Below are 13,641 nucleotides of genomic sequence, written 5' to 3'. Positions count from 1 at the left end.
TCCAGCATAGCCTGTTGCTGTTACAAAACGTTACCTTCGTGATACGGCTGGTGACGATCGCTGACAGCAAAGCGACTGACGCCGCGCAGCCCGGGGCCGAGCATGGAGTCTCCTCCGCTCCGCGTGCCGTCCCCATGTCGCCCGCCGCCCCCTGTCTGCCGAACCCGTCCCGCCGCTGCCAGTGCGGAGGCTTCCGATGAGCGGCGTGGTCGGGGCCTGGCTGCCGCCCGCCGAAGACGAGCAACTGCTGCAGCAGCTGGCCCCGATGCTGCGCGCCCTGCAGCAGCGTGGGCGCGGCCGCATCGGCTACTGGACCGACGCCGAGGCCGGCCTCGCGCTGGGCCATTGCCGGGCGCCGACCGATACGCCGTTGCAGCCGCTGAGCTCGGACTGCGGTCGCTACGTGCTGTGCCTGGACGGCCGCCTGTACAACCGCGGCGACCTGCAGGCGCAGCTGCGCGATCTGCCCCGCAGCTGCAGCGATGCGCGGCTGCTGCTGCAGGCGATCGTCGAATGGGGCGTGGAGCGGGCACTGTCCCGTATCGAAGGTGCGTTCGGCTTCAGTGTCTGGGACCGCGAGTCGCGCGTGCTGTGGCTGGCCCGTGATCCGGTGGGCGAGCGACCGCTGTATTACGGCTGGTACCAGGGCCAGTTCCTGTTCGCCTCCGAGTTGAAGGCGCTGCAGGCCTTCGCCGGCTTCGCGCCGAGCATCGACCAGGATGCGCTGAGCCTGCTGCTGCGCCACGACTATGTGCCGGCGCCGCACACCATCTACCGTGGCATCCACAAGCTGGTGGCGGGCGCGATGCTGCGCATCGATCTCAGCGACCATGCCGCGGGTTGCTCCAGCCAGGCTGCGCAGGGGGGAACGCGCTACTGGTGCGCACGCGACGCGATGCAGAGCGCACTGCAGGAGCCGCTGCAGCCGGCGCCGAGCCTGGAACAGGCCACCGACCAGCTCGAAGCGGTACTGCAGAAGGCCATCGCTTCACGCATGCACTCGCCCCTGGCGTGCGGCGCGTTCCTGTCCGGCGGCACCGACTCCTCGCTGGTGACGGCGATGATGCAGGCACAATCGACCCTACCGATCGAAGCGTGGACGGTCGGCTTCGACGATCCGGGGCATGACGAGAGCGACTGGGCTTCGCAGGTCGCGCGCCACCTGGGTGTGCAGCACCACCTGCACCGGATGGACGCGCGCCAGGGCCTGGACCTGCTACAGCGCCTGCCGCAGGTCTGGTGCGAGCCCTTCGCCGACGCCTCGCAGCTGCCGACGCTGCTGGCCAGTGAACTGCTGGGGGCGCGCAAGCCGGTTGCACTGACCGGTGACGGTGGCGATGAACTGTTCTTCGGCCACCCCAGCTATGGCCGCGCGCTGCGCAATGCGCGCCTGTGTGGTGGCCTGCCGGACTGGGTACGCGATCTGGCGCGGCGCAGCGGCAACCGCATGAACGTCGAGCGTGGCCGCCTCGGTGGCTGGCGCGCACTGGTGGCCGAGGTGGCTGCCAACGATGTGGAAGGTCATTACCTGCAGCGCGTGACCCGCTGGCGGCAACCGGCGCAGGTGGTGCTGGGCGCGCGCGAGCCGGTGACGATCTTCCAGCAGCAGGACACGGCGCTGCCGGCCGAGGCGCGCATCCAGCTGTTGGATTTCCGCATGGACCTGGCCGAGGGCATCCTGGCCAAGGTTGATCGCGCGGGCATGGCGGCGGGCGTTGAAACCCGTGCGCCGCTGCTGGACATGGAGGTGGTGCGCCTGGCCTGGCGGCTGCCGCAGCACCTGAAGTACCACGATGGCGAGCACAAGCTGATTCTGAAGCACCTGCTGGCGCGCTACCTGCCGGAACCGCTGGTGTATCGCCCCAAGCGCGGTTTCGGTCCGCCGATGGCGCGCTGGCTGGCCGGTCCGTTGCGCGACTGGGCGGAGGCGCTGCTGGACCCGCAGCTGCTGCGCAACCAGGGCTGCTTCGATGTGGCACGCGTGCGCGGTATCTGGGAGGCGTTCCTGCGTGGCGAGCGCAAGTGGCACACGCACCTGTGGAACGTGCTGATGTTCCAGGCGTGGCACCAGCATTGGCACGGTGGTCGCGGGCGCTGAGTCGTTCCTGCATTGCGTGCAGCGGACTGAATTAGCGTGGCGCAGGGCGGATGCCCTTGCGTACGAATGTCCTCCGGCGCCGGCCGTTGGCCGTCATCTCCTCCTTTACTTCGTACGCAAGGGCATCCGCTCTGCGTTCGGAGTTCGTCGGCGCCTCCTTGGAAGGCGGCCGCGCGTGCTGCGCTCTCCTCACCGCACGCGGAGCCTTGTCGGGGCCCTTCAGCCCGCAGAGACGTCGGACGAAGACACGCGTGTGGCGGATTCATTCTGCGTGGCGCAGGGCGGATGCCCTTGCGTACGAATGTCCTCCGGCGCCGGCCGTTGGCCGTCACCTCCCCCTTTACTTCGTACGCAAGGGCATCCGCCCTGCGTTCGGAGTTCGTCGGCGCCTCCTTGGAAGGCTGCCGCGCGCACTGCGCTCTTCTCACTGCACGCCGAGCCTCGTCGGGGCGGGCAGGGGGCTGGGCAAAGTAAAGGAGGAGGTGACGGCCAGCGGCCGGCGCCGGGGGACATTTGCCCAGGCCCCTGCCTGTCCCGGCGGGGCCCTTCAGTTCGCGGCGAATCCAGACGAGGAAGCGCTCTTCAGTGCAGACGCCAGGCAAAAAAAGACCCGGCAGAGGGAGGGATCTGCCGGGTCCGGATTGCGTGGGGGGAGGGACCCACGCAATGAGCATTGCGTCGCGTCAGTGGTTGTTCGCGTCCGCCGTTGATTCGTTGTAGCCCTGCACCAGTTCGGACCAGGCCTTGCTGGCCTGCAGGCTGAGACCGACCACGTCCTGCTGGGCCTGGCCCAGCCGCTGCAGGTTGTCCTGCCACAGCTGCGCACCCTTGGAGAGCGTCCCGGCCGCATCCTCGCCGCGGGCCAGTTCACCCAGCCAGCCGCCGGTCGCGGTCAGGTTGCGCTCCATCACCTTCAGCTGCACGCCGAACATGCTTTCCGCGTTCTCCAACGCCAACCGGTTCGCACGCGTTGCCGCGGCGGCGAGCTGGCGGGTGGCATCACTGAAGCGATCGCTGAAGGCGGCGGCCATGGGGCATCAGGGAGTGGCTTGATGCAATGCAGCATACGCCCTTGATGCGGCAATGCAACAAAAATAACAAAGGCGCCCAAGGCGCCTTTGAAACACCTTTCAGATCAATGGGTTGATCAGGCCGTCGGGCCGCGGTAACGGCACCCCGACGTGCAGGTTTCGTGCACGGTGATCTCGCTCAGCGCCGGCAGGCTGGGCTTGAGCTCGTTCCAGATCCACACCGCCAGGTTCTCGCTGGTCGGGTTCTCCAGGCCGGGGATGTCATTGAGGTAGTGATGGTCCAGGCGGTCGTAGATCGGCTGGAAGGCCGCCTTCACGTCACCGAAGTCCATGATCCAGCCGGTCTGCGCGCCGGGTTCGCCCTCGACCTTCAGTTCCACCCGGAACGAGTGGCCGTGCAGGCGCGCGCACTTGTGCCCCGGCGGCACGTTGGGGAGGCGGTGCGCCGCCTCGAGCATGAAGACTTTGAAGATTTCCATGCCGCGATTGTACGCCGCAGGCCGCCGGGCAGCCTGAGCGGAGGTTGGGCTTTCGTGAAGAAAGTCTTTCCATCCGGATGAAGAGATGATAATTTCTCTTATATCCGTATGAAGAGATGTTATTGGCCGGACCACGGCCAGGCATGGACTACTGCGGAACTTCGTCGCCCTTACCACCTCCCCCACATCGTCATGCCCAAGCACACCCTGCTCGTGGCGGCCCTGGCCGTCGCTCTGGCCGCGCCTTTGTCCGCCGCCGCCGAAACCTCCGCCGACGCCAGTGGCGAAGCCAGCACCCTGGCCGCCGTGCGCGTCACCGGTTCCAACATCAAGCGCACCGATACCGAAGCCTCCAACCCGGTACAGGTGATCGGTCGCCAGCAGCTGGAACAGACCGGTAAGGCCACCGTGGCCGATGTGCTGCGTTCGATCTCGGCCAACACCGGCAACGCCAGCAACGAAACCACCAACAACGGTTGGGCCTCCGGCTCGGCCGGCATCGGCCTGCGTGGCCTGTCGCAGAAGAACACGCTGGTGCTGCTCAACGGCCGCCGCCTGGCCAACTACGGCTTCCCGGCCGGTGGCCTGTCCGACACCTTCGTCGATCTCAACGCGCTGCCGCTGGTTGCGGTCGAGCGCATCGAAGTGCTCAAGGACGGCGCCTCGGCGGTGTACGGCTCCGACGCCGTGGCCGGCGTGGTCAACATCATCACCCGTCAGAATTTCGAAGGTGCCGAGATCGGCGGCAGCTTCGGCGGTGCCGACCAGGGCGGCCTGCACGAGCAGAACCTGAAGTTCGTCGGCGGCCTCGGTGATCTCGATACCGATGGCTACAACATCCTCTTCAGCCTGCAGGGCTACAACCGCGAGCGCCTGGACCAGGACGAGCGCAACCTGACCAAGAGCGGCATCTACACCGACAAGCCCGGTGGCCGCTGGAACGGCTGGTCGGCCAAGGGCGCGCGCTATCTGGTCAACGGCGTGTCGGTGCCGATGCTCGACGCCAACGGCAACTGCCCGGCCGGTACCACCCGCGTCGCCAGCGCGCCGATCGACGGTCTGGCCGGCGATACCTGCGGTTTCAACCAGGCACCGTTCACCACGCTGATCCCCTCGACCAAACGCTACCAGGCCTATGCCAACGGCACCTTCCGCCTGAACGACAATGTCGAAGCCTTCGGCGAAGTGCTGTACAGCCAGATCAAGAGTGCCGCGTGGTTCGGCAGCAGCCCGTTCTTCACCCTGGAAAGTGGCCGTTTCGCACTGAACGCGAACAGCGGCCTGGCCGAGCCGGTGTCATCGTTGCTGCCGGCCAACAATCCGTACAACCCGTACGGCCGCGCGATCCCGATCGAATACACCTTCTTCGACCTCGGCGGCACGATCAAGACCAACCGCTCCACCGCCTATCGCGGCGTGTTCGGCCTGCGCGGCACCACTGCCAACTGGGACTGGGAAGTGGCCGCGTTCGGTGCGCGCAGCAGCGAGCGCGAGACTGTGTCCGGCGGCTTCGCCAACCGCTGGGCGCTGGCCGATGCACTGGCCACCGGCAGTTACAACCTGTTGAATCCTGCCGCCACGCCGCAGTCGGTGCGCGATTCGATCAACATCGCCACGCTGCGCCCGGCCGAGTCCAAGCTGCAGGGGATCGACGCCAAGATCTCCGGCAGCCTGGGCCACACCTGGGCCGGCGAGATCGGCTTCGCCGCCGGTGCCGAGTGGCGCCGCGAGAAGCTCGATTCCAACAACCCGTGGCAGATCGATGCCGGCCTGCAGGTGCGCCCGGCCATCGCCGAAGTGCACGGCCAGCGTCAGGTCAGTGCGGCCTACGCAGAAGTGAACGTCCCGCTGGCCTCGACGCTGGAGCTGTCCGCCGCCGCGCGTGCCGATCACTACGACGACTTCGGCGATGCGTTCTCGCCGAAGATCGGCCTGCGCTGGCAGCCGCTCGACTTCCTGCTGGTCCGTGCTTCGGCGTCGAAGGGGTTCCGTGCGCCGTCGCTGTCGGAGAACTCCAACAGCACCAGCATCGCCTACGGCAGCGTGGTCGACCCGCGCGATCCGGACGTGCCGGGCTCGCGCCAGAACCCGACCTTCTTCACCGTTGGCAACAACGAACTGAAGCCCGAGCGCACCAAGAGCGTGAACTTCGGCGTGGTGCTGTCGCCGTGGGCCAACACCAACCTGAGCGTGGACTACTACCGCATCCAGCTGGACAACCTGGTCGGAACCAACAACACGCAGACCCTGGTCAACGACAATGTGGCCGGCGCCGTGCAGCGCGATGAGCGCGGCAAGCTGCAGGCGGTCTACAACCGCTACCAGAACCTGAGCGAGCTGAAGACCTCGGGCATCGACGTCGAGCTGCGCCAGCGCATCCCGACCGCTGCGCTGGGCGACTTCACCGTGTCCTCGGCCTATACCCACGTGCGCGACTACCGTCGCCCGACCGTGGTCGGCGGCCCGCTGGTCGACTACGCCGGCAGCAACCTCGGCGCGACCCTGCCCAAGGACAAGGCCACCACCACGCTGGACTGGAAGTACGGCGACTTCAACGCAGCGGTGACCTGGTACTACACCAGCGGCTACCGCCAGGAAGCCAGCACTGCCGCCAAGGCCGTGCAGCAGCGTGTCGGCAGCTACAGCCAGTACGACCTGTACCTGGCCTACACCGGCATCGACAAGCTGACCGTGTACGCCAAGGTGCAGAACCTGGCCGACAAGACGCCGCCGTACGACGCTTCGTTCCCGGGCATCCGCGCGCCGTACGACTTCAGCCAGTACGACCTGCGTGGCCGCTACTTCACGCTGGGCTTCGATTACCGCTTCTGATCCATCCGCCGCGGCCGGTCACCTGTAGGGACCGGCCGCGCGACCGCCTGCCGTTGTGTTCCAAGGGAGTCACCGTGTCCTTGCATCGTCGTGCCGTTCTTCCGCTGCTGATCGCCGCCGCCACCGCACTGTTCCCACCGCAGCCGGTGCAGGCACAGAGCGCCTACTTCTTTCCGCAGGTGGCCGACGCAGCGGCGTTCGATACCGCCGTGCCCACGCCGGAACAGTTCCTCGGCTATCCGATCGGCAGCCGTTACACCCGGCACGACCAGCTGGTGGCGTATTTCCAGGAGCTGGCCAGACACTCGGACAAGATCAGCGTGCGCGAGATCGGCCGCAGCTATGAAGGTCGTCCGCTGCTGATCGCCACCGTCACTGCTGCGGGCAATCATGCGCGGCTGGAGCAGATCCGCCAGCAGCACGCGACCCTGGCCGATCCGGCACAGCCGCGCAGCGCGGCGGGCGACAGCCCGGTGGTGGTGTGGCTGGGCTACAGCGTGCATGGCAACGAAACCTCCAGTGCCGAGGCGGCGATGCTGACGGCGTACTATCTGGTAGCCAACCGCAGCGCCGAAACCCAGCAGTGGCTGCAGCAGGCGGTGGTGCTGTTCGACCCGGCGCAGAACCCGGACGGCCGCGATCGTGCTGCCAACTGGCACAACGCCTGGGCCTCCGAACCGGCCTCGGCCGACCCGGCCGACAAGGAGCACGTCGAGCCGTTCCCGCAGGGCCGCACCAACCACTACTTCACCGATCTCAACCGCGACTGGCTGGCCCTGACCCAGCAGGACTCGCGGCCGAAGGTGGAGGTGTTCCACCAGTGGTACCCGAACGTGCAGATCGACTTCCACGAGATGGGCAAGGACAGCACCTATTACTTCGAACCGTCGCCGAAGAGCATGCACAGCCCGCTGATTCCAGCGGCGTCGTATGAATTCAACAAGACCCTGGCCAAGTACCACGCGCAGGCGTTGGATGCGCTGGGCTCGCTGTACTACACCGGCGAGAACTTCGACAACTTCTCGCCGGTCTACGGCTCCACCTACCCGGACTTCCATGGCGCGGTCGGCGTTACCGTCGAGCAGGCCAGCTCGCGCGGCCGCGTGCAGGAATCGGTGAATGGCCTGCTGACCTTCCCGTTCACCATCCGCAACCAGGTGGCTACCGGGCTGGGCACGGTGCGTGGTGCAGTGACCGAGCGCAGCGGCCTGTTCGACCTGCAGAAGCAGTTCTTCCAGAGCGCACTGAAGCAGGCCGCGCAGCAGCCGGTGAAGAGCTTCGTGTTTGGCGATGCGCATGATCCGGCACTGACTCGCCGCCTGCTGGAACTGTTGCTGCTGCATCGCATCGAGGTGCGCGCACTGGATCGTGATGTCACTGTCGATGGCCAGCGCTTCGATGCCGGCAGCGCCTACGTGGTGCCGGTGCAGCAGGCGCAGTTCCGCTTGGTGCATTCGATCTTTGCCGAGACGCCGCCGATCAAGGGCGATGTGTTCTACGGCAGCACCAGCTACGCGATCGCACCGGCCTACGGCGTGGCCTTTGCGGGCAGCCGCAGTCGCATCGACGGCGGCGCACGCGTGGCCGCGCTGCCGGCGGAGCAGGGCGCCGTGCTGGGCGGCCAGGCCGGATTCGCCTACGCGATCGACTGGCGCAACTACAACGCCGGACGCGCGTTGGCCGCGCTGCAGGACAAGGGCGTGAATGCACGCGCGGCATTCCAGCCGTTCACCACCGCGACCACGCAGGGCGAGGTCAGCTTCGCCGCCGGCAGCCTGGTGATTCCGGTGGCCGGGCAATCACTGCAGGGCACGGCGTTGCTTGAAGCCGTGACGTCTGCCGCGCGTGCTGCCGGTGTGCAGGTGCACGCGCTGTCCAGCGGCCGCAGCCGCGAGGGCATCGACCTCGGCAGTGATGGCGTCAAAGCGCTGCGCAAGCCCGCGGTTGCGCTGGTGATGGGCGAGGGCGTGGCCGCCACCGAGATCGGCTCGGCCTGGTTCCTGTTGGACCAGCAGCTGCGGTTGCCCGCCAGCAAGCTGGATCCACAGCAGCTGGGCAAAGCGCCGCTGGATCGTTACACCACCATCGTGCTGTCCGGTGGAACCTACACAGGCATCGATGCCACGGCGGTGGCTGCACTGAAGCGCTGGGTGCAGGCCGGTGGTTCACTGGTGACCTACGGCAGTGCCTCGAAGTGGGCGATCGAACAGAAGCTGGCCGACGGCGAGAAGCCTGGCAAGGAGGAAGAGACTGCTGACGAAAGCCGTCGCGCGTTCGGCGACCAGCGCGACATTGCCGCGATCGAGCGGGTCAGCGGCAACATCCTCAGTGCCGACGTGGACACCAGCCATCCGCTGGCGTTTGGCGTGCCACGCCGGCAGTTGGCGATCAACAAGGAAAACACGGTGACGCTGCAGCCGAGTGCGAATCCGTTCTCGACGGTGGTGCGCATTGATACGCCACCGCGGGTGAACGGCTATCTGTCCGAGCGCAACCGCGCGCGGGTGGCCGGCAGTGCGTGGCTGCTGGTGTCGGCGCAGGGGCAGGGCAACGTGGTGTTGTTCGCCGATGATCCGGCGCATCGCAAGTACTGGCACGGCACGGACCGGCTGCTGATCAACGCGATCTTCTTCGGGAATCTGGTGAATCCGAGTAAAGCGCGGGGTTGAGGCGTTTGGCGCCTTGATTTTACCTGGCTGGGGGAGGCCCGGAGGCCCAGTCAGGACACGCCGTAAACCCATCCATGGGGGCTCGATGGCGCCATCCATGGCGCCAACGGTCCTGCCTGGGCCTCCGGGCCTCCCCTCGACAATTTCCTGCGGGCGCGGATGCATCGAACCCCAAGGCGGGAGCAAGGGCAAAAGCAAAGCAAGGAATTGCGGCTTCGGCTTTTGCCTTTGAATTTGATCTTTCTTCTCCCGGCTACCCGGCGGGAGAAGAAGGTGCAGGCAATGCTTGAAGCGGATGGGTATGGGGGCAGCGCAGAACCGTTGGCGCCATGGATGGCGCCATCGAGCTTACATGGACGTATTTACAGCGTGTTCTGCGCTGCCCCCATGCCCATCCGCCCTCGGTACTGCCACCGCGTGCTTTAACACCGGGTAGCCAGCAACAAAAAAGGACGGCGCGTCAGCGCCGTCCCTCGATAGCCCCCGCGCAGCGGGAAGCGCCATCCATGTCAGCTGGGATCAGCCGGCGCGACCGCCGCCGTTGCCACCCTGGCCGCGGCCACGGCCGCCACCATTGCCGCCACCGCCACGGCGCTGGCCCTGACCGGCACCTGCACGCTGCTGGCCATTGCCACCACCCTCGCGACGGCCACCACCGGCCTTCTTCGGGCCGGCATGCGCATGGCGCGGTGCATCGCCGTGCGGACGGCGCGCGTGGCTCTTGCGCGGTGCGCGCTCGCCGGTATCGTGCTCGGCCTTGCCCGGCGCACTGTTGCCCCAGCGGATCGGCGTCTGCAGCTCGAAGCCCGGCACATCGCGGATATCCATGTCGCGGCCCAGCAGGCGCACGATCGCGCGCAGCAGCTTCACTTCGTCCTGCGCCACCAGCGAAATCGCCTGGCCGGTTGCACCGTTGCGGCCGGTGCGGCCGATGCGGTGCACGTAGTCCTCGGCCACCATCGGCAGGTCGAAGTTGATCACCTTCGGCAGCTCGTTGATGTCGATGCCGCGCGCGGCGATGTCGGTGGCCACCAGCACGGTCACGCGGCCGGCCTTGAAGTCACCCAGCGCACGCAGGCGCTGGCCCTGGCTCTTGTTGCCGTGGATCGCCGCGGTCTTGATGCCCGACTTTTCCAGGAACGTGGCCAGCTTGTCGCTGCCGTGCTTGGTGCGGGCGAACACCAGGGTCTGCTCGCGGCTGTCCTGCGCCAGCAGGTGCAGCAGCAGGTCGCGCTTGCGGCCGGCATCGACCGGGTGCACACGGTGGGTGATGGTCTCGGCCACGGTGTTCTTCGGCGTCACCTGGATCTGTTCCGGGTTGCGCATGAACTCCAGCGCCAGCTGGCGGATGTTGTCCTCGAAGGTGGCCGAGAACAGCAGGGTCTGGCGGTTCTGCTTCGGCAGCTTGGCCAGGATGCGCTTGATCGACGGCAGGAAGCCCATGTCGAGCATGCGGTCGGCTTCGTCCAGGATCAGTACTTCGATGCCGGACAGGTCGACGCTGCGACGCTCAAGGTGGTCGATCAGGCGGCCCGGGCAGGCCACCAGCAGGTCCACGCCACGGCGCAGGATGTCCAGCTGGTTGCCCATGCCGACGCCGCCGTAGATGCAGGCGCTGGGGATGCGCAGGTACTTGCTGTAGCCACGCAGGCTGTCATGCACCTGGGTGGCCAGCTCGCGGGTCGGGGCCAGGATCAGCGCACGCGGCTTGCGCGGGCCGGCACGTACTTCCTGCGAGGCGGTGCCCAGGTGCTGCAGCAGCGGCAGGCCGAAGGCAGCGGTCTTGCCGGTACCGGTCTGTGCGCCGGCCAGCAGGTCGCGACCGGCCAGCGCCAGCGGGATCGCCTGCTGCTGGATCGGGGTCGGGTTTTCGTAGCCCTGCTCGGCGAGCGCGCGCAGCAGGAAGGGCGCCAGGCCCAGCGATTCAAAAGACATTGAGTTTGCTCCAAGTACAAGAAACGCCTGTCCGAACGGACAGACGGGGGCAGATCAAACTGATCGGCTGACTCGGAGCGTTCCCGTGAACCGCGCTGCGAGAATTGGGTGCAGCCGGCACGAAGCGCAGGCTGGAATGCGTGACGAACGGCGTCGGAGTGGGGGCGGGCGAAGAGGGCGGACCCTGGTCGCCGGCGATCCCGGAGGGAAACGGACGGCCGCTGCAGACCCTACAAGCCTAAACGATGTTCGAGACTTCGCGCAAAAAGGCCTGTTCAGGTAGGGGATCTCTCTGCAGGGCTGCGCCCTGCACCCGCGGAGGCTAAAGCAACGGCAAAAGCTGATTTCCTGTGGGATGGCGGGGGTGGGTCCGGTGGCAGGGGACGCTGCAAGTACGTCCATGTAAGCTCGGTCGCCGCATCCATGCGGCTCACGCCCCTGCCACCGGACCCACCCCGCCTTCGACAGTTTGCTGCGGTCTGTCGGAAATGCTCTTGGGGTCAGATCCGTTTTCCGCAGGAAAACGGATCTGACCCCGGAATTTCATTCGATATCTGACAGATGTGCCGACCAACGGTCGGCACCCACCAAAAGCCGCCGCGGGGATCTGTCGGGGGTGGGGCGGTGTGGGTGGGCAGGACCGTTGGCGCCATGGATGGCGCCATCGAGCCCCCAGGGACGGGTTTACGGCGTGTCCTGCCTACCCACACCGCCCCGCCCAACCAGCAGAAAGCCAGAGCCGCTTTTGACGTTGCCGTTGCCGTTGCATTGAGCAGGTGCAGGGCTGCAAGCCCTGCCGAACCCCCTCCTGCGGTAGGGTGGGCCGATGCCGCGCTGCAGCTTGGCGCCGCCGCAGATTTGATTACACTTGAAACTTGTTTGCCCACGACTCCGGACACCCACCCATGAAGCTTGGTTCTTTGAAGGAAGGCGGCCGCGACGGCACCCTGATCGTCGTCTCGCGTGACCTGCGCCACGGCGTGCGCGCCACCGGCATTGCCGCCACCCTGCAGCAGGCACTGGAGGACTGGAGCCACATCGCGCCGCGCCTGAACGCCCTGTACGAATCGCTCAACGCCGGCGATGCCGATGGCGTGTTCGACCTCGACCCGCAGGCGCTGGCCGCACCGATGCCGCGTGCCTATGAGTTCGTCGATGGCAGTGCCTACCTGCCGCATGTCGAGCGTGTGCGCCGTGCCCGTGGCGCCGAAGTGCCGGAGAGCTTCTACACCGATCCGCTGATGTACCAGGCCACCAGCGCGGGCTTCTACGGCCCGCGCGATGCGGTCAAGGTGGTCAGCGAGGACTACGGCATCGACCTGGAAGCGGAGATCGTGGTGATCACCGACGACGTGCCGATGGCGGCCACCCCGGAACAGGCAGCCGGCCATATCCAGCTGGTCGGCCTGGTCAACGATGTCTCGCTGCGCAACCTGATCCCGGGCGAGTTGGCCAAGGGCTTCGGCTTCCTGCAGTCCAAGCCGCGTTCGGCGCTGTCGCCGGTGTTCGTCACCCCCGATGAGCTGGGCGCTGCGTGGCAGGACAGCAAGGTGCACCTGCCGCTGCTGACCCACATCAACGGCCAGTGGTTCGGTGCGCCGGAAGCAGGCGTGGACATGCAGTTCAACTTTGCCCAGCTGGTCGCGCATGCGGCCAAGACCCGTCCGCTGGGTGCTGGCACCATCGTCGGCTCGGGCACCATCGCCAACGAAGACACCAGCAAGGGCGCATCGTGCTTTGCCGAGCAGCGTGTGGTCGAAACCCTGCGTGACGGCAAGCCGAGCACGCCGTTCATGTCCTTCGGCGATGTGGTCCGCATCGAGATGCTCGATGCCGCGGGCAACAGCATCTTCGGTGCGATCGAGCAGCGCATCGAACAGGCGGCCAAGTCCTGAGCATGGAGGCGGCGATGGACATCCCGGTCGACGACGGCATCGTGCTGTACACCTACTGGCGATCCAGCGCCGCCTACCGCGTGCGCATCGGCCTGGAGCTGAAGGGCCTGGCCTGGGACGCACGGCCGGTGCACCTGGTGCGCGAGGGCGGCGAACAGCACCTGGACGCCTATCGCGCGCTCAATCCGCAGCAGCTGGTGCCCACCCTGCTGCATGACGGGCATGCGCTCACCCAGTCGCTGGCGATCCTTGAGTACCTGGATGAGCGCTTCCCGCAGGTGCCGCTGCTGCCGGCCGACGCCGCTGGCCGCGCGCGGGTGCGGGCGCTGGCCCAGCTGGTGGCCTGCGACATCCACCCGATCAACAACCTGCGGGTGATGCAGTACCTGGAGCGCACCCTGCAGCTGCCGGCCGATGCCCGCACACAGTGGACCCTGCATTGGATCGCCGAGGGCTTCGCTGCGATGGAAGCCCTGCTGGCCAACAGCACGGACACCGGCACTTTCTGCCACGGTGACCGTCCCAGCCTGGCCGATATCTGCCTGCTGCCGCAGCTGTACAACGCGCATCGCTTCGGTCTGGACCTGACGCCGTACCCGACCCTGCGCCGCATCGAAGCGGCGTGCCAGGCAGTGGACGCCTTCGTCCGCGCACGCCCGGAAAACCAGCCTGACGCCGCCTGAAAGTAGAGGGGACGGAGGG

At 67.0% G+C, this 13,641-nt stretch carries 8 protein-coding genes; 5 read left to right on the top strand and 3 right to left on the bottom strand.

Going from position 1 to position 13,641, the window contains the following annotated elements; translation table 11 throughout:
- Nucleotides 1-196 precede the first annotated feature (196 nt).
- Nucleotides 197-2,098, top strand: coding sequence for an asparagine synthase (glutamine-hydrolyzing) (asnB, locus tag BKE09_RS08545; RefSeq protein ID WP_075675454.1), 1,902 nt, complete (start codon nucleotides 197-199; stop codon nucleotides 2,096-2,098).
- A gap of 683 nt (nucleotides 2,099-2,781) precedes the next feature.
- Here the strand turns inward: asnB and BKE09_RS08540 are convergent.
- Together BKE09_RS08540 and queD are read right to left on the bottom strand one after the other, a co-directional pair.
- Nucleotides 2,782-3,129: a phasin family protein gene (locus tag BKE09_RS08540; protein WP_075675453.1), complete on the bottom strand. Its 348-nt coding sequence runs from the start codon at nucleotides 3,127-3,129 to the stop codon at nucleotides 2,782-2,784.
- 116 nt (nucleotides 3,130-3,245) lie between these two features.
- Complete coding sequence (gene queD, locus BKE09_RS08535) at nucleotides 3,246-3,608, bottom strand: 6-carboxytetrahydropterin synthase QueD (RefSeq protein WP_005407953.1); 363 nt, start codon at nucleotides 3,606-3,608, stop codon at nucleotides 3,246-3,248.
- 192 nt (nucleotides 3,609-3,800) lie between these two features.
- Between queD and BKE09_RS08530 the strand changes: the two genes are divergently transcribed.
- A complete protein-coding gene (locus BKE09_RS08530; RefSeq protein WP_075675452.1) occupies nucleotides 3,801-6,440 on the top strand; it encodes a TonB-dependent receptor in 2,640 nt (879 codons plus the stop codon).
- Nucleotides 6,441-6,514: 74 nt separating this feature from the next.
- A complete protein-coding gene (locus tag BKE09_RS08525) occupies nucleotides 6,515-9,109 on the top strand; it encodes a M14 family zinc carboxypeptidase (protein WP_075675451.1) in 2,595 nt (864 codons plus the stop codon).
- A 519-nt stretch (nucleotides 9,110-9,628) separates the two neighbouring features.
- Here the strand turns inward: BKE09_RS08525 and BKE09_RS08520 are convergent.
- On the bottom strand, nucleotides 9,629-11,044 hold the full coding sequence (locus BKE09_RS08520) for a DEAD/DEAH box helicase (protein ID WP_046428694.1): 1,416 nt from the start codon (nucleotides 11,042-11,044) through the stop codon (nucleotides 9,629-9,631).
- 905 nt (nucleotides 11,045-11,949) lie between these two features.
- On the opposite strand from BKE09_RS08520, the gene BKE09_RS08515 reads away from it, so the two are divergent.
- Both BKE09_RS08515 and maiA read left to right on the top strand, forming a co-directional pair.
- Entirely contained in the window at nucleotides 11,950-12,939 is a 990-nt protein-coding gene (locus BKE09_RS08515; protein WP_075675450.1) for a fumarylacetoacetate hydrolase family protein, read from the top strand.
- Between the two features lie 14 nt (nucleotides 12,940-12,953).
- Nucleotides 12,954-13,622, top strand: coding sequence for a maleylacetoacetate isomerase (maiA, locus tag BKE09_RS08510; RefSeq protein WP_075676653.1), 669 nt, complete (start codon nucleotides 12,954-12,956; stop codon nucleotides 13,620-13,622).
- Nucleotides 13,623-13,641 lie beyond the last annotated feature (19 nt).

It is taken from the genome of Stenotrophomonas sp. TD3 (genome assembly GCF_001939825.1).
In the GTDB taxonomy this organism is placed as follows: domain Bacteria; phylum Pseudomonadota; class Gammaproteobacteria; order Xanthomonadales; family Xanthomonadaceae; genus Stenotrophomonas.
Note: the sequence above shows the minus strand (reverse complement) of the source record. Positions and strands in the feature narration are given on the sequence as shown.